We start from the raw sequence: 25,161 nt of genomic DNA, 5'->3' as shown, positions 1-25,161 counted from the left end.
GCGCAGAGCACGTATTTAGTCTGAGCGAATCCTGCTCCACCGGCTACGGGGAAGCCACAGAGAGGCTCAGATTTCGTGACACGGACAACCCGGTCGACCCGGTCAACTCGGTCACCACGCGTACCCGCTTTGCTGACGGCGTGCGGGATCGCGGCGGCCACCGCCGCCATGGCCACCACTGCGCACGCGGGCACCGCGCCGCACCCGGCGGTCGCCATGGCGGCGGTGAACGTGCCCGCTCCGCCCTCCGGCGTCAGCCGGATCTCCGGCGGCGACCGCTACCTGACCGGCGTCCAGGTATCCCAATCGCAGTGGGCTGATGCCGGCGGCGACGCGACCGGGCGGGCTCCGGCGCAGGCGGTCGTGCTCGCGCGCGGCGACACGTTCCCCGACGCGCTGTCCGGGGTCCCGCTGGCCGCCAAGGTGCACGGCCCGTTGCTGCTCACCACCCCGGCGGCGCTGTCGGCCGGCACCGCCGCCGAGATCCGGCGCGTGCTCGGACCCGGCGCCGGACAGCCGGTCTACATCCTCGGCGGGACCGGGGCGGTGTCGCCGTCAGTGGAGGCGCAGCTGGTGCGCGACGGCTACGCGGTGACCCGGTATCAGGGCTCGAATCGCTACCAGACGGCGCTGGACGTGGCGCGCCGGGGTCTGGGCGACCCGGCGCGGATCGTGGTCGCGACCGGCGACGGGTACGCCGACGCGCTCGCCGCGGGTCCGTTCGCGGCCGGACCGGACGCGGTCGGCGGCGTGCCGGCCGCGGTCGTCCTGTCCGACGGCCGCAGCCTGGATCCGGCCACCGCGGCGTACGTCTCCGGGAAGCTCGCGGCGGCGGCGCCCGGCGACTGCAACGCCGTGACCACCGTCGGCGGCCAGGCAGGCACGGCCGTTCAGGCCGTCACGCCCGCCGGTTCCTGCACGAACCCGCTCGCCGGAGCGGACCGCTACGCCACGGCCGTCGCGGTCGCCCAGCAGTTCCCGGCGGGCACCTCGGTCGGCGTCGCCACCGGCGGAGGCTTCGCCGACGCGCTGACCGGCGGCGCGGCGATGGCCGCCCTCGGCCGTCCGCTGGTGCTCACCGACCCGGCCGTCCTCGGCGACAACCCCCGGCTGTGGCTGGTCGGCGCGCACCAGGGCGGGGTCGGCGCGACCGCCGTCTTCGGCGGCCCGAGCGCGGTCGGCGGCGAGGTCTTCACGCAACTGCAGGACATCGCGAACGGCGGCGCCGGACTGCCGACCAACGCCCTGTGCGGCGCACCGGCGAACCCGTACGGATTCAACTACTGCGGCGTCGGCTCGGAGGTCACCGTGAAGGCGGTTCCGGCGGCCATCTGCAGCTACTTCTCCTGCATCGGCACGGACTCGGCGCACACCAGCTTCTGGCGCGGACTCGGGTACCTGGAGGTCTGCGACGACGGCGACATCTCGCTGTCCGGCGGCCGCAGCGGGGCGTGTTCCTCACACGGCGGCGAGAACCACCCGGTGTGGAAGCGATGACGCGCTGAGGTAGACGATCAGAAGTTCCCTGGGTCGCTATCAGGCATCTGATACCGACCCAGGGAACTGGTCCGGTGTCCCGTCGTGAAAGCCGGGATCCCGCTGGGCGGCGTCATACCTGGGATGCGCGCGGTACTCCGGATACCGCACAGGATGCTGGCCGATGTGGGAGGCGGCGCAGTCGGATCCGGAGCTGGGGACGGATCCGACTGCGGCGGCGCGCACAGGACATGCGGTTCAGGTGCGCGCGGTGGCGGCGGAAGCAGTCGATGGTCCGATGCGCGCGACGACGGGCTTATGTCTCGTCACTGGGTCGTCGCCTCGGTCAGGTCGCGGAGGAGTTCGGAGGCCGTGATCTCGTCTAGGCTGCCGAGCTCGCGGAACTTCGCCGAGGCGTTCCAGTAGCTCTCGCCGTCGGCGTGGCGGCTGATGAAGACCTCCTGGAGACGCTGCGTCTCGCCCCACTCGGCGACGTAGTCGACGGTGATGCCGGGGTCGAGGGTCGCGGTGACCGAACCCCCGCCGAGGAGCGCGCGTGATATCCAGCCCTGGATGCCGGCGTCCTGCGGAGCACCCCGGCGCCAGCCGCGCCGTTCGAGTCCCAGGACTTTGCCGACGGGAGTCTCGATGCCGCCGAACCGGGTCAGGCGCGTCGAAGCCTTCTCCGCGTCGGTGAATGCGAACACAGTGCGTCCCAATTGCGCGAACGGCTGAAGGATCTCGTAGTCGGCGAACACGTCCGACCACGCGGCGACGTCCCCGCCGATGTGCAGCGGATGCGCGACGCCGATCACCGCGTCGTCGGCGAGGGTGAATTCGTCATCTGCGATGTCGGCGAGACTCAGGTCTTCGGCGACCCGGAAGGCGCTGCCTACCTTCTCATCGACGAAGGTCACCCAGACCAGGCGCCGGACCAGGTGTCGCAGCAAGGGATGCCCGACGAAGTACTCGCCGAACTCCTGGGACGTCCAGCGGCGCTGCGTCACCATGGCGAGCTCGAAGCGCGCGATCTGGCTCGCGGCGAGCGTCCGCACGTCCTTCTTCAGCGCGGAGAACTGCTGGTGGGCAGCGGGTGCGAGCTCCTGATCGTCCTTCGCTCCCGGCTTCGGCAGAGCCTTGAGACGCTTGCCGCTCTGATCGGCGACATACGGCTTCAGCTGTTCGTCGAATCCGACAGTGAACGACCGTGGACCGTAGTCCAGGGACAGCGTCCCGGAGGACGCCAACCCGAGGTCCGGGACGAGACGGTCCCCCAACTGCTCGGCGGTGAGCCCGAGGTCGTCGGCGATCTCCGTGACGCGCTGCGTCGCCTGCTCCTTCAACCCCTTGAACTTGACCTTCTGCGAGATGCCGTAGAGGTGCATCAGCGCCACGGTTCCGCCGATGTCGGCCAGTACGTCCAGACCGGCGACCGCGCGCTGATGCCCGTTCTCGCCGGGCCACAGGCGGATCATCGGGGACAGCCGCCGCACCGTCTCGTCGTCGCCGAACCACCGCAGCGCGTCGAACGCCCAGCTCTCCTTCGCCGGGTAGTCGACACCGCGCCAGTTCTCGAACAACGCCCACGAGAACGTGGCGAGCGAGGCCGGGTCGCAGATGCCCTTCGCCATCTGGATTCCGGCGTAGGGCTCGGTACCTTTGGACACCGCGAGCATCAGGAGCAGGTGCTTCACAGACTGCTCGGGCAACGCGGTCTGCCGTCCCTTGAGCAGGATCTGCGGCAGCAGCCGGGTTTCGGCCCAGTCCGGGACGGCGGGCATCGTCTTGGGCAGCGTGAGCGTGCCGTCGTCGGCGACGATGGCGGCGACCGCCTGCGCCACGGCGTCGCCGTACCCTGCGGCGGCTTCGGTGATCTCGGCAGTGAATCCGCGTGCGGCCAGTGTGCGGATGGTCAGCTCGGCGGCACTGCGCGCCTTGCCCGCCTTGCCGAGCGCCGCCGGTATCAGGGTCCTGGCTGCGAAGCCGGGATGCCGCGTCAGCCAAGCCAGCGCGAACGGTCGCGCGGTCTTCAGCCGGCTGAGCCAGTCGGCCGCGAGGAGGGCGACCTCGGGAGCCTCGAACGGGGCGAGGAAAACGGCACCCGACGCCGGTACGCTGCGTGCCAAGCTCAGGATCGGCGGCAGCGCGTCGGCGCCGAAACGCATTACCAGCGTTGGGATCCAGGTGTCGGACTGCCAGGAGTCGGGCTCCCAGCTGGTGAGAACCGACCGGACCAGATCCTCGGGAGCCTCGACGGCGAAGTGGCCGTTCGCGTACCAGCCGGCCGAGCCACCGGTGCTGATGCGGTCGGCGATGTCCTTCCAGCTTTCGAGTTTCCACTGGGGATTCGTGATGAGCTCGGCGGAAGCCCACTGCTCTTTTTCGCCGTCGCGCCACGCCAAGACCGTCTCGGTCGGCGCCTCCAGACCGGTGATGACGACCGGCCTGGCCGGCTTCACGGCGGTCAGCCACGGCGGGCTGACGAACAGCGTCGGCAGGCTGTCTGTCTCGGCGTCGGGCACGGGGACGTTGGCGGCGCGGATCTTCTCGACGTGATCCCGTACCGCCGGAGTGAGGTTCGCCAGCTCGTCCTGCACGAGTTCGTCGTGCGCGACGATGTGCAAGCGCAGCACGTTGGCGGCAGCCAGCCCGCGCGGAGTGTCGCGGAGCGCGGCGTCGCCGAGGATCTGGAGAGCGCGCCGGGGAAAGGTGGTGGCAGCGTTCTGCGTCGCAACCGTGAAGTACTTCTTGTCGATGTTGTCGACGAGGTAGCGGAAGGCGTCTGCGGACGCGATGCCCGCGACGATGGACAGCAGGCGCTGAACGCTTTCCGGGTCCGACTCGGGAGCGAGCCATCCGGTCAGGACCGGGAGGAGATGGACGCCGACGTTGTCGAGCGCGGTCCACAGCGCACTGAGCTCTCGGGCGATGCCCCACGCCGAGATCTTCTGCGCCGGCAAGGCGGCTACTTGCTCCTCGGTCGTGATCGAGGCGAGCGCGAGCCACGCGGAGTAATGCGCCCGCGAGACGAACGCGAAGTCGCTCTCGACCCAGTCGACGTTCTCCGGCGTCAGGAAGGACGTGAGCATGCGCGACAGCACTTGACCGGAGGTCGTCGGGGACGCCAGCGATAGCCGGTAGCGCGCAAGGACATCGGCGACCTCCGCGTAGTCCTGCTCCCCCGCCGATGCCAGGTGCTGGCGCACGCGGACGGCGATTCCATGAGGTATGTCTTCATAGGCGCCGTCCTTGCGGCAGAGCCACGCTGAAGCTTGCTCTCCCTTGGAGGTGCGGCCCGAGGTCTTCACGCCGAACAGCTCGACAGCGGCGGCCGCGGCGAATGCGAGACCGCGCGTGGCGATCCAGGCATCGACGATGCCGGCGGGGTTCTCGTACGCCGGCGTGCTCTGCGAGATCGTCATCGCCGCCGCGACCGCTGCGGCAAGCGGCGTGGCTATGACGAGGTCGCCCTTGGAAGCTCGGTACTCCTCGACGAGATCGGCTTCGCTGTGTCCGTGGTCGACGATCCCGGCGACGATCGGGCTCTGCTCGTCAAACCATGCGGCGTAATACGCGGCGGCTTTCGGATCGACGGCGACCGGTTCGCTCGGAACATCGCCCCGGCGGGGAATCACGAGGCGGCGCATCGCCCCGGGGATCTGGCACGTGTCTTCCGACACTGCGGTGGGTGCGTTGGTGGCGCCGCTCATCGATCACTCCCGTGGGTGCGTCCTGGTGACCGGGACTGTAGCGAAGCGTCCTGACACGGAGGTGGACGACGTTCCGTCGCGGCCGCTTCCAGGCACGACCAGTCCCGCGTCGTACGCCACCACGACCGCCTGCGCCCGGGTCGACAGGCCGATCCCGACTGTCTGCATCGCCGCAGCGTAACGCCGGAAAGGCCGCGGGTCGCCGTGCTGCGGTTTACCGGTGGCGTATGCCGTGGGGTGGAAGGCGGGGGCGTCGTCGGTGTGTGGTTGACGGGGCGGGGGTGGGGGTTTGAGGATGCTGCGAAGCCCCGGGCCGCTGATGGGCGGTCCGGGGCTGCGGGTGGGGCTGCGGGGTGCTGCGGATTCTCGGGCGGAGGCTGGGATCACCGCCCGAGGCGGCGGCTAGATCTTGTTGAAGATCTTGGAGTAGGCGTACCCGACGCCCTTGTCGTAGCCGTCGACTTCCCAGAAGGACAGTTCCTGCACGCCCTTGGAGGCGGCGAAGCTCTCCAGCGTGGAGGCGTTGGCCTGGGTGAAGTTCTCGTTGTCGTCGTTCTTGCCGGCGATCGGGGTCAGGCCGAGCATGTTCCAGGCCTTGGTGCTGGAGACGCCGAAGACCTTCTCGAGCTGCGGGACGGTCGCGTTGGCGCCGGACTCGGCGTCCTTCAGCGCGTTCTGGCCGTCGCCGAAGTCCATCGTCATGATGTTGACGAGGTTGACGGCGACGCCCTTGCTCTTGGCGTCGGACAGCAGCGCGGTGGCGTTGGACTCCAGACCGGTGGGGTCGACCGGGAGCGTGAAGTCGACCTGCACAGCCGGATTCGCCTTCTGCAGCGCCGCCAACGCCTGGTCCCGCCGGGAGTTGGCGGTCTTGTTGTCCAGCACGCTGCCCTCGATGTCGAAGTCCAGGCGCGTGACGTGATACGTGCTGACGACCTTGGCGTACGCGGCCTCCAGACTGGAGACGCTGGTACAGGTCTGCGCCAACTCCCCGCCCTCCGCCCCGCCGAAGGAGATGATCACGTTCCCGCCGGCGTTCTGCAGCGCGGTGATCTGCGAGCTGAACGCCCCCACCGAGTCGCCGCCGTCTTCCCACTCCGGCGTACACCCCGACTTCGGCGTCAGGAACGCCAGCGTGTAGAACTTGTCGCCACTGGCCGCCATGTCCGCAGCCATGTCCTTGGCATCGCTCGACGAGATCTGCAGATACGGCGCGGAGTAGTGGGCGGGAAACGACGCGGCATGAGTGGCGGCAGCGGCGGTCGAAGCACCCGCCGCGACCCCGACAGCAGCAGCTGGCAGCAGAAAAGCCGCACCGGCTATCAGACTCTTGCGAACAGTTCTGGGCATGCGGATCCTCCAGGTGGCGTGGGGGTGATACCTGCGTTCCGACGCAATTCGTGTTAGTAAGGTTTCCTTACTCAATGCGGGAGCGTAGGCACCAACCACGCAGGCGTCAAGAGGCTGTCCGCAACGGCGACGGCGGGTCTGACACGGACGATCAGAGAGCCGCAGCAACCACTAGGGCGCATGTCAGCACCGGAACGACTAGCTCAAATACAGCCGGACCAGCGAGCCGCCAGCATCAGCCGAGCTCGGTCTCACCGCGACCAAGCACGCCCGATCCCTCAAGCCCGGCTCAACGCACAGCCAAGCAAGCACCAAGCCCGGCTCAACGCACGACCAAGCGAGCTCGAGCCCAGCGCGTCGGGCTCGCCGGCGCCCTCACGCCGGCGAGCCCTGCATCGGCCCGTGCTCTGCGTCGCTCAGCGCGAGGCCTTTCGCTGTGCGCGCAGCCATTCCTTGTTCATCGCGGCGATGGAGGCCAGGGGGATGCCCTTGGGGCAGGCGGTGGCGCATTCGCCGGTGAGGGTGCAGCCGCCGAAGCCTTCGGCGTCGGTTTGCTGGAGCATGGTGAGGACGCGGGTTTCGCGTTCGGGGGCGCCTTGGGGGAGGGTGTTGAGGTGGTTGATCTTGGCGGCGGTGAACAGGCTGGCTGAGCCGTTGGGGCAGGCGGCCACGCAGGCGCCGCAGCCGATGCATTCGGCGTTCTCGAAGGCGAGGTCGGCGGCGGGCTTGGGGATCGGGGTGGCGTGGGCTTCGGGGGCGGCGCCGGTGGGGGCGGTGATGTAGCCGCCGGACTGGATCACGCGGTCCAGGGCTGAGCGGTCCACGACCAGGTCTTTGACCACCGGGAAGGCGGCGGCGCGCCAGGGTTCGACGTCGATGGTGGCGCCGTCGCGGAAGCTGCGCATATGGAGTTGGCAGGTGGTGGTCTTCTTCTCGGGTCCGTGCGCCTCGCCGTCGATCATCAGGGAGCAGGCGCCGCAGATGCCCTCGCGGCAGTCGTGGTCGAAGGCGACCGGGTCCTCGCCGTCGAGGATCAGCTTCTCGTTCAGGACGTCGAGCATCTCCAGGAACGACATGTCGCGGCTGACGCCGTCGATCTCGTACGGCTGCATGCGGCCCGGCCGGGACGCGTTCTCCTGCCGCCAGACGCGCAAAGTGAGCTTCATGCGTAACTCCGTTGAGCAGGGTGGACGTATTCGAAGTCGAGCTCTTCCCGGTGCAGGACCGGCGCCTGCCCCAGGCCGGTGTACTCCCAGGCGGCGACGTAGGAGAACTCCTCGTCCTTGCGCGCCGCCTCGCCGTCAGGGGTCTGAGACTCGGTGCGGAAGTGGCCGCCGCAGGACTCGCCGCGGTGCAGGGCGTCCAGGCACATCAGCTCGGCGAGCTCGAAGTAGTCGACGAGCCGGTTCGCCTTCTCCAGCGACTGGTTGAACTCCTCGCCGGTGCCCGGAACCTTGATCCGGCGCCAGAACTCCTCACGGATCGCCGGGATCTGGTCCAGCGCCTTGCGCAGCCCGGCCTCGTCGCGCGCCATGCCGCACAACTCCCACATCAGCTCGCCGAGTTCGCGGTGGAAGGAGTCCGGGGTGCGGTCGCCGTCGACCGCGAGGATCGCGTCCAGCCGTTCCTGCGTCTCGCGAACCGCCGCGACCGCCTCCGGGTGGTCGGCGGTCACCGGCACGTCGCCGGCGTGCCGCGCGAGGTAGTCGCTGATCGTCGCCGGGAGCACGAAGTAGCCGTCGGCCAGTCCCTGCATCAGCGCCGACGCGCCGAGCCGGTTGGCGCCGTGGTCGGAGAAGTTCGCCTCGCCGACCGCGAACAGCCCGGGGACCGTGGTCTGCAGGTCGTAGTCCACCCACAGGCCGCCCATCGTGTAGTGCACGGCCGGATAGATACGCATCGGAACGCGGTACGGATCCTCATCGGTGATCCGCTGGTACATCTCGAAGAGGTTCCCGTACTTCTCCTCGACCGCCTTGCGCCCCAGCCGCTTGATGGCGTCGGCGAAGTCCAGATACACGCCCTGCCCGCCGGGTCCGACGCCGCGACCCTCGTCGCAGACGTTCTTCGCGGCGCGCGAGGCGATGTCGCGGGGAACGAGGTTGCCGAAGGAAGGGTACTGACGCTCCAGGTAGTAGTCGCGCTCGTCCTCGGGGATCGCGTCGGGAGACCGCGAATCGCCCTTCGCCTTGGGCACCCAGATCCGGCCGTCGTTGCGCAGCGACTCCGACATCAGCGTCAGCTTCGACTGATGGTCGCCGGTGCGTGGGATGCAGGTCGGGTGGATCTGCGTGTAGCAGGGGTTTCCGAAGTAAGCACCCTTACGATGCGCGCGCCAGATGGCGGTCGCGTTCGAGTTCATGGCGTTGGTCGACAGGTAGTAGACGTTGCCGTAACCGCCGGACGCCAAGACGACCGCGTCGCCGAAGTACGTGGAGATCTCGCCGGTCAGAAGGTCACGCGCGACGATGCCGCGAGCCCGGCCGTCGACGACGATCAGGTCGAGCATCTCGGTGCGCGCGTGGAGCTCGATGTTGCCGGCGGCGACCTGCCGCATCATAGCCTGGTACGCGCCGAGCAGCAGCTGTTGCCCCGTCTGCCCGCGCGCGTAGAAGGTACGGGAGACCTGCACGCCGCCGAACGAGCGCGTGTCGAGCAGCCCGCCGTATTCGCGCGCGAACGGCACGCCTTGCGCGACGCACTGGTCGATGATCTCCACGGAGATCTGCGCCAGCCGGTGCACGTTCGACTCGCGCGACCGGAAGTCGCCGCCCTTGACGGTGTCGTAGAACAACCGGTGCACCGAGTCGCCGTCGTTGCGGTAGTTCTTCGCGGCGTTGATCCCGCCCTGTGCGGCGATCGAGTGCGCGCGCCGCGGCGAGTCCTGGAAGCAGAACTGCACGACGTGGTAGCCCGCCTCGGCCAGCGTCGCTCCGGCGGATCCGCCGGCCAGGCCGGTGCCGATGACGATCACCGTGCGCTTGCGCCGGTTCGCCGGGTTGACCAGCTTGGCCTCGAAGCGGCGGGTGTCCCAGCGTTCGCTGATCGGTCCGGCCGGAGCCTTGGCGTCGGCGATCGGGTCGCCGACGGTGTAATCCGTGTAATCGGTCACTTCACCACTCCGCTCATCACGCCCACCGGCACCGCCACGAAGGCGAGCGTGAGCAGCACGGCGACCACGTTGCCGGTGGTCTTGATCAGGCGGTCGCGCTTCGCACTGCCCACGCCGAGCGTCTGCGCGGCGGACCAGAAGCCGTGCTGGATGTGCAGGCCCAGCGCGCACACGGCCACGATGTAGATGACGTCGCCGTACCAGTGGTTGAAGGTCGAGACGACGTTCGCGTAGGGATGGCCCGGCTGGAATCCGGAGTGCACGGTGCCGGTCGTCAGGTCGAGCAGATGCCAGATGATGAACAGCCCGAGGATGATCCCGCCCCAGCGCATCGTCCGCGTCGCGTAGCTGCTCCCGGCCTTGCGGTGCTCGTACCGCACCGGACGCGCCCGGATGTCGCGGCGGCTGAGCTGGTAGGCGGAGACCGTGTGCGCGACCACGGCGAGGACCATCACGACCCGGATGACCCACAGCGTCCAGCTGTAGTGCATGACGGGCTCGCCCATGGTCCGCAGCCAGTGCGCGTAGCTGTCGAACTGCCCCGGGCCGAAGAAGACTTTCAGGTTCCCGAACGCGTGGGCCAGCAGGTAGAGCACCATGACCAGGCCGCTGACCGCCATGACGGTTTTCTTGCCGACGGAGCTGTCCCAAGCCGTGCGCAGGGAAGGCGGACGCCGGTCCGTCCACGTAGCGGTAACCATGCGCTCGACGCTAGAAGCGGATCCTTGATTGGTCCAAGACATGGATCAGCTGGTGACGATAGGCATCGCCTATGATAGAGCCGGGGACCGGGAAAAGGATCAAGCGTCATGCAGTTCCACCAGCTCCGATACTTCATCGCGGTGGCCGAGACGCGCCACTTCACGCGCGCCGCCGAAGCCCTGCATGTGACGCAGCCCTCACTGTCCCAGCAGATCAGAGCCTTGGAACACGAACTCGGGGCGGACCTCTTCCTGCGCGCCCGCGGCAACATCACGCTGACCGACGCCGGCGAGGCCTTGCTTCCGATGGCCCGGCGCATCCTCGCGGACGCCGATGCGGCACGGCGCGAGGTTCAGGAGTTGGCCGAGCTCCGGCGGGGTCACGTGCGGCTCGGGGCGACGCCATCTCTATGTACGGGACTGCTTCCAGACGTCCTTCGGACCTACCACCGGCGCTATCCCGGCATCCAGCTGCTGGTCCAGGAGAGCGGTTCGCACGACCTGGTCCGGGACTTGGCACGCGGCGCGTTGGACCTGGCCCTGGTCGTGCTGCCGCTGCCGTCCCCGTCGCCGGCGCTCACCACGGAGGAGCTGCTGCGGGAAGATCTGGTCGTCGTCTCGGCGCCGAACCTCCCGCCGCCCGGCGACGGCCGGCAGGTGCGCATCGCAGACCTCGAACACGAGCAGCTGATCATGTTCCGGCACGGCTACGACCTGCGCGACCTGACCGTGGCGGCGTGCCGCGCGCAGGGTTTCGAGCCGGTCTTCGCGATCGAGGGCGGCGAGATGGACGCGGTGCTCGGCTTCGCGCGGGCCGGGCTCGGCGTGGCGATCGTGCCGAGCATGGTGGCGCAGAACGTCGATCCGAGCCTGCGCGTCACGCCGATCGCGCCGCCGGCGCTGCACCGCACCATCGCGCTGGCGCATCGCACCGATGTGGCGCTGCCGCGTGCGGCGCAGGAGTTCCGGCGGACGCTGCTCGAGCGCACCACAGCAGAGTGACGGTCGGCGGTCTGGTCGGTGGCACGGTCTGCGGTCTGCTCGGCAATCGGATCGGCACTCGGCGGTCTGCGCGGCGCTCGGCGATCGGCTCGGCGCCCGGCGATCGGGTCGGCGCTCGGCGCTCGGCGGTCTGCTCGGCGATTGGAGGTCGGGTCGACGGTCTGCTCGGCGGTCGGCGCTCAGGAGTCCGACGGGGTCCAGTCGGCCGGCAAGCCGGACTGTGCGAGGACCGAGCTCAGGCTGTAGTAGTCCTGGTCGGAGGTGATCTCCTCGCCACGGGTCCGGAGCAGGGTCGCCATCGGGACGGCGAACGGCGTCGGCGCGCCCTTGATGTGACCGCCGTAGACGGCCTCGATCGTGACGTGGTCGCCGGCACGGTAGGCCTTGGTGATGGTGACGTGCACGTTCTCGATCATCGCGTCGGTGCGCGCCTTCCAGCCGGAGATCTGCTCGCGGCCGGTCATGGTGGCGCCGATCGCGTGGTCGACGTAGGTGCCGTCGGCGGCGAACAGCGTGCCGAGGGCGTTCGGGTTGGTGCCGGTCCAGGCGGCGGCCCAAGCGGTGACGATCTCGGGGGTGGTCATGGGAGTGCTCCTTCGGGTTCTGATTCGGTGTCGGCCAGCGCGGTTCAGGGCGTCAGGATGATCTTTCCGGCGACCGTCCCGGACTCGGCCAGCCGCATCGCCTCGCCGGCCTGCGCCAGCGGTAGCCGGGCCGCGATCGTGGTGACGATGTCGCCGCGTCCCAGGGCTGCGAAGACCTCGGTGAGGTCGGCGCGCAGCCGGGCACGGAAGCGGTCCTGGTTCAGCTTCTTTCCGGCCCAGATGTTGAAGAACGAGGCGCTGCGGCCGTTCGGCAGCAGGGTCCACAGCGTGGTGCGGGCCAGGATCTTCAGTACCGGCCACTGCTTCCAGCCGCTGTCGTCGCGGGTCGAGGCGGAGCCGTAGGACACGAGCGTGCCGCCGGGGGCGAGCAGGTGCCAGGAGTCGATGACGCTGCGTCCGCCGACGTGGTCGAAGACCGCGTCCACGCCGTGCGGAGCCAGGGCGCGGACCTGCTCGGGCACGTTCCCGGCGCGGTAGTCGACCGGCAGGATCCCGGCGGCGCGCAGGGCGTCGTGATGCCGGGCCGAGGCAGTACCGATCACCGTCGCGCCGGCCGCCATCGCGAGCTGGGCCAGGACCGAGCCGACGCCGCCGTTGACGCCGTGCACCAGAACCGTCTGGCCGGCCTTCACCCGAGCGCGGCGGTGCAGCATCTGCCAGGCGGTGATCCCGTTGACCACCACGGTTTCGGCCTGCTCGGCGGTCAGCCCTTCGGGGACCTCGACCGCGTCCCGGGCGTCAGCCAGGACGTGGCTCGCCCAGCCGCCGACCTTGGTCAGCACGGCCACGCGCCGGCCCAGCAGGCCCGGATCCACCCCGGCGCCGACCGCGTACACCCGGCCGACCACGTCGTAGCCGGGGACGAAGGGGAACGGCGGCTGGTCGAAGTAGCGCCCTCGGCGCATCTGCTGCTCGGCGAAGGAGACGCCGGTCGCCTCCATGGCGATGACGACCTGGCCGACGGCCGGCTGCGGCACGGCCGCGTGCTGGACCTGCAGGTCCTCCGGCTCCACCTTCCCCGGCAGAACCACCTGGACGAGAGTCTGATCGGTCATGGCCGCGGCCCTTTCTCTAGAAGCTCTTGCGTTCGTTACAAGTTATAACCCCTCGATCGAGTGAATGTCAATCGCATGAGTGATAGCCTCTAACCATGGTGCAGACGGAGACCGGAACCCCCAGGCAGCGCTATCGCGCGCAGGTGCAGGAGGAGATCAAGCAGCACGCGTGGGAGCAGATCGCGACCGCGGGCGCCTCCGCCCTGTCGCTGAACGCGATCGCCAAGCAGATGGGGATGAGCGGCCCGGCGCTGTACCGGTACTTCGCCAATCGCGACGAGCTGATCACGGCGCTCATCCGGGACGCCTACCAGAGCATGGCCGACGCGATGCGCGCGGCGGTCGCGGACGGCGCCGGTCTCAGGGGTCTGGCTCGGACGCTGCGCGAGTGGGCGCTGGAGGACCCCCAGCGCTACCTGCTCATCTACGGCACGCCGGTACCCGGCTACCAGGCGCCGGAGGACACCACGCGGCTGGCCAACGACGTGATGGCGTTGCTGCTCGACGCCAGCAGCGCCGAAGGGCTCGGCGCCCTGCCGCCGTCGCCGGTGCAGACACATCTGGAGCAGCACAGCCCGTGGGCTGGAGCGCACGCCGGCGAAGGCACGACACTGCACCGCGCCGTCATCCTGTGGACGCGGCTGCACGGGGTGCTGTCGCTGGAGCTGGCCGGGCATTTCGCCGGCATGGAATTCGACCCGGCGCTGCTGTACGCGGCCGAGGTCGAGGCCGTCGCAGGTTACTGATTCACTGGCTGATTTACCAGCTACTCAGCCTGCGACGGCGCGGGATCACCGAGCGGTGATTTGGCGGTGGTCAGACGGTGGTCAGACGGTGATCGCCTCGCCGACCGGGACGATCGCCATGGCCGCCTCGGTCAGGTTGCCGATCATGGTCTTCGCCGCCTGCTGGCCCACCTCGGCGAGCAGCAGTTCGTGGATCTGGACGGCCTGCTTCGGCGCGACCTCGCGCACGTAGTCGACCGCCTCGCCGAGCTTCGTCCACGGTCCGCTCGTGGGCAGCAGCAGCGTCTCGACCGGCGCCTCGGGTACGTGGTAGGCGTCGCCGGGGTGGTAGAGCTTCTCATCGACGAGGTAGCCGACGTTGGTCACGCGCGGCACGTCGCGGTGGATCAGCGCGTGCAGCTCGCCGAAGACGGCGATGTCGAACCCCGCCACGGCGTGCCGGTCGCCGGCGGCCACCGCGGTGACCTGCCCGCGCCGCGCCTCCCAGCGCCCGACCACGCTCGCGGGACCGTAGACCCGCAGCTCGGGACGCGCGTCCAGGGCCTTGGCGAGCATGTCCTCGTCGAAGTGGTCGAAGTGCTCGTGGGTGATCAGCACCGCTTCGGCGGCGGCCACCGCCGCGGCCGCGTCGGGGGTCAGCGTCCCGGGGTCGATGACGATCCGCCCCTGGTCGCCGACCAGCGAGACGCAGGCGTGGGCGTGCTTGATCAGCTGCATGGTGAGCTCCTGACGTTCTTCGATGTACAGGGATAACTGTACAGTATTCCCTGTACACATGATAGCGTGAGACCGTGAACGCCACCCCTGCGGACCCGCCGCCTCCTGCCGTCGAGGACGTGGCCACGCACCTGCGCAGCGCGGTCGGCACTCTGGTCCGCAGCACCCGTGCGGTGGACCGGATCGCTCCCATCCCGGCGGCGGTGCTCGATCTGCTCGCCGCGCGCGGACCGATGACCACAGCCGATCTGGCGTCAAGCCGCGGCGTGCGGCACCAGACGATGGCCGCGACCGTGAAGGACCTGGCCGACGCCGGATTCCTCAGCGCCGGACCCGATCCGGACGACGCGCGCAAGAAGATCCTCGCGCTGACCGAGGCGGGGAGGCATGCGCTCGACGCCGACCGCCGACAGCGCACCGTGCTGCTCGCCGCAGCGCTGGACCAGGCGCTGGACGCGGACGAACTGCGCGTCCTGGCGCGGGCGCTGGATCTGCTCGACCGGGTTTCCGTCGCCGTTAACCAGATGACAGCGACGTGATGATGGACGGCATGACGACGACGGACGCGTGGACGGCGCGCCGCGCCACGGTGCGGGAACCGGACGCGATCGATCTGCTGGTCTCGTACTACGACGAGTTGGTCAGCAGGTACTGGGGACGGCCGTGCGAGCCGGGCGAAGTCGACGCGGCGATGCGCGACGAGCCCAACGATGATCTGGTCGCATTCCTGGTGGCGAGCGTCGGCGAGGAGCCCGCGGGCTGCGTCGGCGTGCGGATGCTGGCGCCGGAGGTGGCCGAGCTGAGCCGGATGTACATCCGTCCGCAGTTCCGGCGCTCCGGTGGCGGGCGATTGTTGCTCGGCGAAGCCGATCGCGCGGCTGCCGAACTCGGTGCGCGCGCCATCCGACTGGACACGCGGGGCGACTTGGTGGAGGCCCGCGCGATGTATGCGCGGTACGGCTATCGCGAGATCCCGGCCTACAACGACAGCAAGTACGCGAACCACTGGTTCGAGAAGACTCTGTAGCGACGGCGACGGCGACGGCGACGACTGGCGGTTGGCTCCGGGGTCGTTCGGGCATACGTCGTCACCGACCGCCCTGACGAGCTTTTCGCTCGTGCGAAGGCGGCCGGTGCCGAGGGAAAGCGCGGCTCAGGCCTCGCCGAAGAGCACGGCGGCGACGTGGTGCGTGTCCGCGTACTCCCGGACCGACGTGATCTTCCCGTCCTCGACGGTGAAGACCGCCGCGCAGCGGTTGTCGTAGGTCGCGCCGTTGGCGGCGGTCGCCTTCGACGTCCACTCCGCCAGCACCTGGTCGCCGTCGGCGAAGGCGTGGACCAGGGCGATCACGACCGGCGCCGAGGTGTCCAGGTAGGCGCCCATGCCGCCGAGGAAGTCGTTGATGATCGCGTCGCGGCCCTCCCACAGGCGCGAGATCGGGAGGTTGCCGGGGTAGAGCCAGGTGGCGTGCTCGGCGAAGCTGGCGACGATGGTCTCGGTGTCGCCGTCGCGGACTGCCTCGACGTAGCGGACGACGACGGTCTTCGGGTCGGTGATGGTGGTCATGGTGATGCTCCTTCGGGGTGATCTTGAGTCTATGTATTCGGGGTATTCGGGTCTGTCAGATGGTGGCGTCAGGCGATGGTGAGGACTGCGTTGCCGCGTACTCCTCGATCGCGCAGGAGAGTCAGGACGTCGGCGGTCCCGGTCCAGTCCGTCACCAGCCCGATCTCCGGGTGCAGGCGGTCGGCGGCGACGAGGCGTACCAACGTCTGCAGGTCTTGTCCGTAGGTCGAGTCGGAGTCGGCGTAGTGGAAGTGCCGGATCGTGGCGGACTCGGGACCGGCGAAGAAGTCGAAGAAGTCGAGCGTTGCCGGCTGCCGGCTGGCCTGGCCGAACCAGATCAGCGTTCCGCGCCGGGCGAGCTTGGCCAGGGCGGCCGGCAGGTTCGGGCCGCCGGTGGATTCCAGGACGATGTCGAAAGGTCCCTCGGCTGCGTCGATCGAGGGCACGACGCGCGCCGCGCCGAGCTCCAGCAGCCGGGCGCCGCGTTCGGGCGAGGAGCTGACCGCGGTGATCTCCAGCCCGGCCGCCGCCGCGAGTTCCACGAAGTAGTGGCCCACGCCGCCGGACGCGCCGGTCATCAGGACCCTGCTGCCGGCGGCGGCTCGCGTCACCCGCAGGAGGCGGAGCGCGGTGAGCCCGGCCAGCGGCAGCGCGGCGGCGGTGGCGGCGGGGACGGTGTCGGGGAGGTCGGCCAGAGAGCTGGTCGGGACTGCCACGTACTCGGCCCAGCCGCCCTGCGGCGGGTGGCCGACGACGCGGGCGCCGACCGCCGGGCCGGAGCCGTCGGCCGCGGCCTGGACCACGAGGCCCGCGACGTCCTTGCCGGGGCGCCAGCCGGGGCGCGGCGCCTCGAGTTGGAAGGTCTCGCCGCGGTTGACGGAGTACGCCTCCACCTTCACCAGCGCCTCGTCCGGACGCGGCTGCGGCTGGTCCACCGCGGTGAGTGCGACGGACGGTTCGGTGCGGCCGGTGGCTGTCATGGCCTTCATGGCGTTCTCCCCTTCGTGTGCTTCTTGCCTGCGAGATCAAGAAGACCACCGGGGTGAAAGGCCGGTCCAACAACCGGCTGCCGGTTTCGACAACCGCCGGTGGTAGGCCAAGGTGGAGGGCATGGATCTTGATCTGGCGCAGGTGCGGGCGTTCGTCGCGGCGGCGGAGCGGCTGCACTTCGGGCAGGCCGCCGAGCAGCTCGCGGTGAGCCAGCAGGCGCTGTCCAAGCGGATCGCCCGGCTGGAGGGCGAGCTCGGCGTGCAGCTGTTCCTGCGCGGCGGGCACGCGGTCGAGCTGACCGACGCCGGCCGCCGCTTCCTGGAGCCGGCGCGCCAGACGCTGGCGCACGGCGACGCCGCCGTGGCGGCGGCGCGCCACGTCGAGCGGCCGCTGCGGATCGACTACTGGGGTCACCTGTTCGCGCCGATGCGGACGCTCGCGCCGGTCATCGAGCGCGTCGGGGGCGCGGTGACAGTGGAGACCGGGCCCGGGCGCGACCTGCCGGGCGTGCTGGACGCGTTGGATCGGAGCGCCACGGATGTCGGCTTCGGGCGTGTGCACGGGGTCGGCGGCGGGGTCGGCAGCGGGGGCGGCGGAACTCGGGACGCGGCGTACACGCATCGCTTGGTACGCCTGGAGCCGGTAGACGTGGTGATCAGTGAAGATCATCGGCTCGCCGGCCAGTCGGAGGTACGGCCTGCGGAGCTGCGCGACAGCGTTCTGTGGTGTCCCGCGGCGCTGAACCGGCTGGACTTCTTTCAGCGCTTCGCAGAGCACTTCGACATCACTGCCGAGTCCGGCACGGCGAATCTCGGCATCGACCGCTTCCTGGAGCAGGTGGCGGCCGATCCGGTGCGCTTCGCGCTGATCCCGGCAGATCTGGAGCTGCCGGAACGTACCCGCGTCCGGTCACTCCCCCTCGTCGAGCCCACGCCGCTCTATGCGTGGTCGCTGGTCTGGCGGGCAGCGGATCCGCATCCGGGCATCGAGCCCCTCCTGCGAGCCTTCGCCGACGTCGCAGGCCGAAGCCGATGGCTGGAGTACCAACCGGGTCGCGACTGGCTGCCCGCCGGCGACGTATCAGAGGTCTGGCATCCCGCAGAGCGCAAGTAGGCCGTCCAGAAGATCGCCGACGACACCACTCGAGCCCTGCGGGACTGCACTCAGGCGTGCGGGCCCTAGCTCGCGTAGACCTGGAACTCCGATATCTGGCCGGCGGGCCATCCGGTGTTCGCGGTGAAGGTGAGCCGGACGTAGCGCACGCTCGTCGCCGGGAACGTGATCGTCACACTGTTGCCGGTTGCCGGGTCGAAGAGGCGGCCGGCGGAGGCGGACAGTGTCGAGGCGGCGCTGGCGTCTGCGCCTCCGGTGACCGCCACGGTCTGGGTGCGGGCCGCCCAAGCGGTCGCGGGCGGGAGCTTCAGCACGACCCGGGATACCGATGTCACCGCGCCGAGATCGACCATCAGCCACTGCGGGAACGCGTTGTCCACGCTCTCCCAGTAGGTGTTCGCGTCGCCGTCCACGGTGTTCGACGAGGCGTAGCTCTGCGTGTGACCGCTCTCGGAGGTCGGCTTCCCGAGCGCCAGGTTGGCGTTCGTGGCGGGGTCCGTCGTCGCCGACACTGTCGCAGAGGGCAGCGACACGTTCCCGAGGGCGTCGGTCGCGACGACGGCGAAGCTGTAGGCCGTGGACGGCGAAAGACCGGTGACAGTCGCCGTCGTCTTGGTCACGGTCAGCGCCGTCGTGCCGTTCACCCGCACCTGGTACCCGGTGACGCCGATGTTGTCAGTCGACGCGGTCCAGGACAGCGACACGCTGCTCGACGTGTGACCGGTGACGGCGAGGTTGGTCGGAGCGGTGGGCGGCGTGGTGTCGCCACCGCCGCCGCTGGTCGGCGCGAAGACCTGGAATTCTGAGAGCTGTCCGGCGGGCCAGCCGGTGTTCGCCGTGAAGGTGGCACGCAGATAGCGCACGGATGCGGTACCGACGTTGATCGTCACCGTGTTGCCCGTCGCCGGATCGAAGGTGCGGCCCGCGGATGCCGCGAGCGTGCTGAAGGTGCTGCCGTCGCTGCTGCCCGCCAGGGCCAGCGTCTGCGTGCGGGCGCCCCACGAAGCGGGCAACTTCATGACCACCGAGCCGACCGCCGCCACCGAGCCCAGATCGACCTGGAACCACTGCGGGAAGGCGTTGTTGACGCTCTCCCAGTACGTGTTCGGGTCGCCGTCGACGGCGTTCCCCGGCCCGAAGTTCTGTGAGGTCCCGCTGGCGGAGGCCGGTTTGCCGAGCGCCAGGTTGCCCGATCCCCCGCCGGAGCCGGCGACCGGCTGCGTCGGGCGGGTCGCGGTCAGCGGGATCTGCCCCTTCAGCATCCGGCCGCCGTCGGCGGTGAGCCGCAGGTAGTAGTCCGAGGAGCACGCGGTCCCGTCCTCGTCCAGCGCCAGCAGGCCGGCGCCGTTCGGCGACATCGACTGGTTCTCCGCGGTCTTGGCGATCTGGTTGCCCTCGCCGTACTCGTCGAACATGGAGATGTAAACGCTCTGCGTCCCGGCGCGCGCCATGTTGTAGAACTGCCGCCACATGAAGTCGCCGTGGACGCGCTGCCGCCCCGACAGGTCGCCGGGCAGGACGCACGGCTGGTAGTCGACGTTGTTGGCGGTGCAGTCCGCGAGGTCCGGCACGGTGAGGTTGGTATAGGCGTTGTCGGAGTCGGCGGCGGTGCCGATCGCGCCGACCATCCACGGCGAGAGCATGTCGAAGGCGTGGTAGACGCCGAGGTAGCCGGCGCGCGAGCCACCGGTGCCGGTGCGCCACTCACGCGGCACGCCGCCCATCACGTAACAGCCCTGACTCTTGAACCAGGTGATCACGTCCAGGCACGTCGCGGCGTCCCAGGGGTGGTTGGCGTCGTTGAAGCCGAAGCCCCAGATGCCCACCACCGGCTTGCCGTTCTGGTGCGCGTAGGCGCTGGAGGCGGTCAGCGCCGACATCTTGCTGGTCCAGTCGGCCTTGATCTCCGCCTGCATCGCGGTCCAGCCGGTGACGTCGTACATGATGTAGAACTTGCGGCTGTGGGTCTCGGCGGACGAGCGCACCTTCGTCGCCATCGCGTCGCGGGTCGGGCCCTCGGAGCTGTTCGGGTTGAAGCGCTGCAGGGCCGCAGTGTCGCAGCCGTTCTGCTGCATCCACAGGAAGTGGGTGTCGACGGTCTGCTGGTCGTAGGACGAGAACAGCGTCGCCGGCTGGCCGTTGCCGAGGTTGGAGTACGCGGTCTGATACGCGTGCGTGTACTCGCGCATGTCCGGCCAGGCCTTGATGACGTTGTTGGACGGCGACGGCGTCTGCGCCCAGTTCTGGGCCCAGTGCCACCAGCCGCCGATCGGCGCCCCATCGCCGGCGCAGGCGAACCAGCCCTGGTAGCCCACCGTGATCTTGCCGACGACGTCGCCGGCCGGGCTGGCCGCGCGCGCCGCCGGCGCGGCGAGCAGGTCCGGGCCCGCGAGGAGCGCCGCGGCCGAGCCGGCCGCGGCGGTGGTGAGGAATCTTCGGCGTGTGACCGTCATGTGCTCATCCCTTCCTAGCTGGAGGTGACGCGCTTTCGACACAGAGATGAAACTTTCGCACCGGTCATAGTTACAAGCCAGATGCCTTCATGCAATAACCTGATTCAAATACGTAAGATCCCGAAGGCGCTGCGCGGACGCGGGAGTATCGCAGGGTTTTGGCTCACCCCGGGAAACGCCCCGCGGAGCCGGTGTAGGTTCGGCTGCATGTCTGCTCCCCCGGTCCTGCGCGACGTTTACAGAACCCTGATGGCAGCGCGCGGCGACGCGGCCGCCTCGCTCACGTTCGACGACGGCCCGGGCCCGATCGCCCGCCTCGACGTCTTCGTCTACCGGCCCGCCGAACCCGCCGGCCTCACCACGTTCGCGACGGTCGGGATGGCCACCGCGCCGATGCCCACGGCGGACGGCGCGGAGGGCAGCCGCGCAGAGCTGCTGCTGTCCCGCTCCGGCGAGCTGGCGCCAGAGGACGAGCAGCAGATCGCCATGCAGCTGGCGAATCTGGCCGTGTACCCGTGGAAGACCGGCCGCGCAGTCGGCTGGGCGCAGATCGTCGGATTCGAGCAGGACTTCCCGACCTTCCCAGGCTGCCCCGCGGTGTTCCTCGCCGGCCCGCTGCTGAAGGACACCCCCAACTGGATCGACACCTGCGAGGGCGCGGTCCAGGTGATAACCGTCGTACCGATCACGGAGGCGGAGCGGGCCTCCGCCGCGTCCATGCCGCCGAAGACGTTCGCGGGCAATCTGATCGAGGCGCGCGATGTGTTCACAGCGCCGCCTGTGGTGGGCGCCTGAGCGCTTCGGCTTCCCGCGCGTTGAAGCGCTACAGCGCCCACGGCCCCGGCTCGGATACCGAGCCGGGGCCGCCTGGGTACAGCTGCGCGCCGTCAGCGGGCTCCTGCGGGAAGCGCAGCGCCGTGTGGACCCTCGCTGTATATCTGGGTTCTGCGACGCCTCAGCGTGGCCGTCACGGCGCCCAGCCGTGTGGCGGCTGCGGGCGCGTGGGCACTGAACAGGCCGGCGGAAAATAGTTTTCGGTGCCGGTCCTGACGCGATGGGCAAAGTGATGCCGGACCTGCGAGACTCGGTCGAGCACAGGTCGTGATCCCGGGTGTGGAGCGCGGCTGAATATTCCCCGGCGTTTGACCGAAGTTCTCGGACAAGACCTACTTCTATCAGGGGATTCGTGCTGCCCGTAAACAGATTTCGAACATCCTGTCCAATAGCAGTCAGTTCTCCGTCATCGTCACACAGAGCCACCACCGGTAATCAGCAGCCTGTCATGCCTTGCAAAACCGCCTCGGCCATCTTGTTGACGCCGACGATGAACGCGCCCATCTTGTTCGATGTGAACGAAACCGCCGCGCACCAGCCGAGCGCCGAACGGCACGGGGCGAACGGAGGGCACGATCACACCGGCGTGCGGATCTTGAAGCCGGTGCGGTCTTGCCACGCGTGTGAGAAGTCTTCTAAGCTCGTAGGGTAAGACATTGATCGAGCGAGAACTACTGGCTGTGAACTCTTACCTCCCGCCGCAATGAATCCACCACAATCGAATGGCGTTCATAGCGCTGGAGGAACATCATGACGGCCGACGGCATGATTGCGTTTCTCCGTCAGTATGCAGATGACCGTCTCGATTCATGGCTCATGGACGAACGCCGTTCCCTGCCGCTGTCGCTGATATCCCATCTGGGCAGCGAGGGCTTGTTCGGACTGCGGGTGGACCGGAGGTACGGAGGGCGGGAACTCTCCCACACCGATACGTTCCGGGTGATTCGGCAGGCCGCCGCGATCGATCCCAATCTCGCCGTGCTGCTGGCCGTCCACAACTCCCTCGGGATACCGCCGGTCCGGGACTACGCCGACGAGGAGACCAAGCAACGCGTTCTGCCGACCTTGGCGACCGGGCGCGGACTGGTCACCGTCGCCAGCAGCGAACCGGGTATGGGATCGAACGTGGTCCGCGGGATGGCCACCACCGCGATCCGCCAAGCCGACCGGAGCTTCATCGTCAATGGCAAGAAGTCGTGGATCAGCCTCGGTGCCGCGTCGAGCCACATCACGGTGCTCGCCCGACTTCAGGAGCCCAACGGCCGGCGAAGGGGCATAACCGCCTTTCTCCTTCCGACATCCACGCCCGGGTTCCGTCCCCGCAGCGAGGCGATGACGATCGGCCTCAGAGCCGTCCCCCAGGACCACATCACCCTTGACAACATGCGTCTACCCCCCTCGGCAGTACTGGGAGCGGAGGGCGGCGGGGCAGCGCTGGCCCAGAACTCGTTCCGGATGGGACGCGCCTTCCTCGCCGCATCGGGCACCGGGGCGATGCAGCGGTGCATCCAGCTCGCCGAACGATTCGCCGGCCGGCGCGGCATTTCCACGGGCAGGCTTCTCGACAACGGCGTCACCCAGCGGATTCTGGCGGACTGCGCCGCGGCGACACGCACCGTGGAAGCGCTCGTGTTCTCCCTCGCCGAGCGGCTGGACCGCGGGGGACCGGTGCCCGACGAGTTCTTCTTCGCCTGCAAGGTCATCGGCTGTGAGCTGGCGGGCCAGGTCGTCGACCAGTGCGTGCAGCTGATGGGCGCGCGAGGCTTCGTCGACACCGACATCGTCGGCAAATACTTCCGGGACTTCCGGGTTCTGCGCATCTTCGAAGGCGCCACCGAGGCCATGTCGGTCTTCGTCGGGACGCGCATCGTGCGCGATCTGGAGTCCTTCCACACCACGATGGTGAAGACCTTCGGCGCCACGAAGTTGGAGAGCGACCTCATGGCCGGCCTGCACGATCTGGTCGAGCGGGCGGGCAGCGGCCTCACCCCTCAACAGGGCCACGTGCTCGCGCGCGCGGTGGGCGATGTGGCGTGTTGGGGTGTGACCGCCGCGGCGATCGCCGAGACGGCGGAGAACAGTCACGGGGACCTCGACGTCTACGCGGCCTATTGGGCCGCCCGGCAACTCGAGCAGCGCTTGGCCTCCGCGCGCAACGAATTACGTCCTGCTTTCGCGTTGTCCGCCAACGTCTTGGCGCGGCACATCGCCGAATACGCAGATTCCATCGGGGACACACAGCAGAGTTACGGCGGCGAACGCCGCGCCGTCGACGCCTTCCTTCACCGTGATCCCGCATAGATCCCCGCGTCCATCTCGGCGCGGGCTAAAACCGTTTCTGCCCAAGGAGAATCGCATGGAATCGTACCAGCATGTCCTCGACACTCTTCGCGTCATCATCGAGGGATCTGTCGATGAAGTGGCCGCCGGTGACATCACCGCGGACAGTGATCTCGCAGGCGAGCTCGGAGTCGACTCCCTCGCCATGTTCGAGATCGCGGACAAGGCGCAGGAGCGATGGAATATAAAGATCTCCGACGACGACATAAGTCGATTCACCACCGTGGAAAGCTTGGCGACCTTCATCCAGGCCGCGGTGGGGGCGCAGGGACTGCCCGCGATGACAGAAGCCTGACGGCCGGCGCCGTGTTCCCTTCGCAGACATCTCTCGAAAGAGAGCTCCCATGACAAAGGCCGCAGTCATCTCAGGAATCGGCTCGAGCGTGCCGGCCTCGGTGGTCACCAACGACATGCTCGCCGAGCGGCTGGACACGACCGACGACTGGATCCGCAGGCTCACCGGCATCCAGACCAGGCACTGGATCGAGCCCGGGCAGGCGACGTCGGATCTGGCGGTGGAAGCCGGGTCGCGCGCGATCGAATCCGCCGGCGGAGAGCCGCCGCAGGCTGTGGTGTTGGCCACAATCACCCCGGACCGGCCGTGCCCGGCGACCGCTCCGGAGGTCGCCTCGCGCCTGGGCTTGGAAGGTGTCGCAGCCTTCGATGTCGCCGCCGTGTGCTCGGGCTTCGTGTACGGGCTGGCGACCGGTACCGGACTGATCGCCGCCGGGATCGCCGAACGCGTCCTGGTGATCGGCGCGGACACGATCAGCACGATCCTGGATCCCACCGACCGCTCCACGGGCGTCATCTTCGGCGACGGCGCCGGGGCCGTGATGCTGCGGGCCGGCGAGGCGGACGAGCCGGGCGCGCTGCAGGCGCTGGATCTGGGCAGCGACGGCACCGGCACGGACCTGATCACCGTCCCGGCGGGCGGATCCCGGCAGCGGTCCACCAAGTCGGTCCCGCCGACGACGGACACCTACCTCAAAATGGCGGGCCGAGAGGTGTTCCGCGAGTCGGTCCGGCGCATGGTCGAATCCTGTGAGGCCGTCCTCGAGCGGACCGGCTGGGACGCGGCGGACGTCGACCGGCTGGTTCCGCACCAGGCGAATCTCCGCATCATGAACAGTGTGGCGGACCGGCTGGGCATGCCCCGCGACCGCGCGGTCGTCGACCTCGACCGCGTCGGCAACACCTCGGCTGCCTCGATTCCGCTCGCGCTGGCGCGGGCGGCGGCCGAGGGCACCGTCGAAAGCGGCCACAGGCTCCTGCTGACCGCCTTCGGCGGCGGCCTGACCTGGGGGTCGGCCACGCTGACATGGCCCGACATCAAGCCGGTCTGACCCGGGAGGCACGAAAGTCGGTCGGCGTGGCGGCGGCAGATCTC

General features: G+C 69.2%; 22 protein-coding genes. 10 read left to right on the top strand and 12 right to left on the bottom strand.

Annotated features, from left to right (window positions below; genetic code table 11):
- Positions 1–168: 168 nt before the first annotated feature.
- Positions 169–1,497, top strand: a complete 1,329-nt coding sequence (locus CACI_RS01935) for a cell wall-binding repeat-containing protein (protein WP_012784637.1) — start codon at positions 169–171, stop codon at positions 1,495–1,497.
- Positions 1,498–1,802: 305 nt separating this feature from the next.
- Here CACI_RS01935 and CACI_RS01930 read toward each other — a convergent pair whose 3' ends face one another.
- The 6 genes from CACI_RS01930 to CACI_RS01910 all read right to left on the bottom strand — a co-directional run bounded on the left by CACI_RS01930 (position 1,803) and on the right by CACI_RS01910 (position 10,349).
- On the bottom strand, positions 1,803–5,186 hold the full coding sequence (locus CACI_RS01930) for a DUF4132 domain-containing protein (RefSeq protein ID WP_012784636.1): 3,384 nt from the start codon (positions 5,184–5,186) through the stop codon (positions 1,803–1,805).
- 3 nt (positions 5,187–5,189) lie between these two features.
- Entirely contained in the window at positions 5,190–5,354 is a 165-nt protein-coding gene (locus CACI_RS50915; protein WP_190276709.1) for a hypothetical protein, read from the bottom strand.
- Between the two features lie 234 nt (positions 5,355–5,588).
- Positions 5,589–6,536 carry a chitinase gene (locus CACI_RS01925; RefSeq protein ID WP_012784635.1) on the bottom strand — a complete coding sequence of 316 codons (948 nt, stop codon included), beginning with the start codon at positions 6,534–6,536 and terminating at the stop codon, positions 5,589–5,591.
- 416 nt (positions 6,537–6,952) lie between these two features.
- On the bottom strand, positions 6,953–7,702 hold the full coding sequence (locus tag CACI_RS01920) for a succinate dehydrogenase/fumarate reductase iron-sulfur subunit (RefSeq protein WP_012784634.1): 750 nt from the start codon (positions 7,700–7,702) through the stop codon (positions 6,953–6,955).
- Positions 7,699–9,648, bottom strand: a complete 1,950-nt coding sequence (locus CACI_RS01915) for a fumarate reductase/succinate dehydrogenase flavoprotein subunit (RefSeq protein WP_012784633.1) — start codon at positions 9,646–9,648, stop codon at positions 7,699–7,701. The genes CACI_RS01920 and CACI_RS01915 overlap by 4 nt, the downstream gene beginning before the upstream one ends.
- On the bottom strand, positions 9,645–10,349 hold the full coding sequence (locus tag CACI_RS01910; protein ID WP_012784632.1) for a succinate dehydrogenase: 705 nt from the start codon (positions 10,347–10,349) through the stop codon (positions 9,645–9,647). The genes CACI_RS01915 and CACI_RS01910 overlap by 4 nt, the downstream gene beginning before the upstream one ends.
- 108 nt (positions 10,350–10,457) lie before the next feature.
- Here CACI_RS01910 and CACI_RS01905 point away from each other — a divergent pair, with 108 nt between their 5' ends.
- Complete coding sequence (locus CACI_RS01905) at positions 10,458–11,351, top strand: LysR family transcriptional regulator (protein WP_012784631.1); 894 nt, start codon at positions 10,458–10,460, stop codon at positions 11,349–11,351.
- A gap of 179 nt (positions 11,352–11,530) precedes the next feature.
- Here the strand turns inward: CACI_RS01905 and CACI_RS01900 are convergent, their stop codons facing one another.
- Both CACI_RS01900 and CACI_RS01895 read right to left on the bottom strand, forming a co-directional pair.
- Positions 11,531–11,935, bottom strand: a complete 405-nt coding sequence (locus CACI_RS01900) for a nuclear transport factor 2 family protein (protein ID WP_012784630.1) — start codon at positions 11,933–11,935, stop codon at positions 11,531–11,533.
- A 44-nt stretch (positions 11,936–11,979) separates the two neighbouring features.
- Positions 11,980–13,011: a medium chain dehydrogenase/reductase family protein gene (locus CACI_RS01895; RefSeq protein ID WP_012784629.1), complete on the bottom strand. Its 1,032-nt coding sequence runs from the start codon at positions 13,009–13,011 to the stop codon at positions 11,980–11,982.
- A gap of 95 nt (positions 13,012–13,106) precedes the next feature.
- Between CACI_RS01895 and CACI_RS01890 the strand changes: the two genes are divergently transcribed.
- Complete coding sequence (locus tag CACI_RS01890; RefSeq protein WP_012784628.1) at positions 13,107–13,757, top strand: TetR/AcrR family transcriptional regulator; 651 nt, start codon at positions 13,107–13,109, stop codon at positions 13,755–13,757.
- Positions 13,758–13,838: 81 nt separating this feature from the next.
- Here CACI_RS01890 and CACI_RS01885 read toward each other — a convergent pair whose 3' ends face one another.
- Complete coding sequence (locus tag CACI_RS01885) at positions 13,839–14,474, bottom strand: MBL fold metallo-hydrolase (RefSeq protein ID WP_012784627.1); 636 nt, start codon at positions 14,472–14,474, stop codon at positions 13,839–13,841.
- 74 nt (positions 14,475–14,548) lie between these two features.
- Here CACI_RS01885 and CACI_RS01880 point away from each other — a divergent pair, with 74 nt between their 5' ends.
- A complete protein-coding gene (locus CACI_RS01880; protein ID WP_012784626.1) occupies positions 14,549–15,013 on the top strand; it encodes a MarR family winged helix-turn-helix transcriptional regulator in 465 nt (154 codons plus the stop codon).
- An 11-nt stretch (positions 15,014–15,024) separates the two neighbouring features.
- Positions 15,025–15,501: a GNAT family N-acetyltransferase gene (locus CACI_RS01875; RefSeq protein ID WP_143765118.1), complete on the top strand. Its 477-nt coding sequence runs from the start codon at positions 15,025–15,027 to the stop codon at positions 15,499–15,501.
- Positions 15,502–15,627: 126 nt separating this feature from the next.
- Here the strand turns inward: CACI_RS01875 and CACI_RS01870 are convergent, their stop codons facing one another.
- Together CACI_RS01870 and CACI_RS01865 are read right to left on the bottom strand one after the other, a co-directional pair.
- Complete coding sequence (locus tag CACI_RS01870) at positions 15,628–16,041, bottom strand: nuclear transport factor 2 family protein (RefSeq protein ID WP_012784624.1); 414 nt, start codon at positions 16,039–16,041, stop codon at positions 15,628–15,630.
- A gap of 68 nt (positions 16,042–16,109) precedes the next feature.
- A complete protein-coding gene (locus CACI_RS01865) occupies positions 16,110–17,030 on the bottom strand; it encodes a zinc-binding dehydrogenase (RefSeq protein WP_012784623.1) in 921 nt (306 codons plus the stop codon).
- A gap of 121 nt (positions 17,031–17,151) precedes the next feature.
- Between CACI_RS01865 and CACI_RS01860 the strand changes: the two genes are divergently transcribed.
- The gene (locus CACI_RS01860) at positions 17,152–18,144 is read left to right on the top strand and encodes a LysR family transcriptional regulator (RefSeq protein WP_012784622.1); all 993 of its coding nucleotides are present in this window, start codon (positions 17,152–17,154) and stop codon (positions 18,142–18,144) included.
- 65 nt (positions 18,145–18,209) lie between these two features.
- On the opposite strand, the gene CACI_RS01855 is transcribed toward CACI_RS01860, so the two are convergent.
- The gene (locus tag CACI_RS01855; RefSeq protein WP_012784621.1) at positions 18,210–20,597 is read right to left on the bottom strand and encodes a galactose-binding domain-containing protein; all 2,388 of its coding nucleotides are present in this window, start codon (positions 20,595–20,597) and stop codon (positions 18,210–18,212) included.
- Between the two features lie 207 nt (positions 20,598–20,804).
- Here CACI_RS01855 and CACI_RS01850 point away from each other — a divergent pair, with 207 nt between their 5' ends.
- The 4 genes from CACI_RS01850 (at position 20,805) to CACI_RS01835 (ending at position 25,117) form a co-directional block, all read left to right on the top strand.
- A complete protein-coding gene (locus CACI_RS01850; RefSeq protein ID WP_012784620.1) occupies positions 20,805–21,392 on the top strand; it encodes a suppressor of fused domain protein in 588 nt (195 codons plus the stop codon).
- A gap of 789 nt (positions 21,393–22,181) precedes the next feature.
- A complete protein-coding gene (locus tag CACI_RS01845; RefSeq protein ID WP_012784618.1) occupies positions 22,182–23,732 on the top strand; it encodes an acyl-CoA dehydrogenase family protein in 1,551 nt (516 codons plus the stop codon).
- A gap of 55 nt (positions 23,733–23,787) precedes the next feature.
- Positions 23,788–24,066 (top strand): acyl carrier protein, encoded by a 279-nt coding sequence (locus CACI_RS01840; RefSeq protein ID WP_012784617.1) that lies wholly within the window; start codon positions 23,788–23,790, stop codon positions 24,064–24,066.
- A gap of 49 nt (positions 24,067–24,115) precedes the next feature.
- A complete protein-coding gene (locus CACI_RS01835; RefSeq protein WP_012784616.1) occupies positions 24,116–25,117 on the top strand; it encodes a beta-ketoacyl-ACP synthase III in 1,002 nt (333 codons plus the stop codon).
- The last annotated feature ends 44 nt before the right edge of the window (positions 25,118–25,161 follow it).

This window comes from Catenulispora acidiphila DSM 44928 (assembly GCF_000024025.1).
GTDB classification, from domain to species: domain Bacteria; phylum Actinomycetota; class Actinomycetes; order Streptomycetales; family Catenulisporaceae; genus Catenulispora; species Catenulispora acidiphila.
Note: the sequence above shows the minus strand (reverse complement) of the source record. Positions and strands in the feature narration are given on the sequence as shown.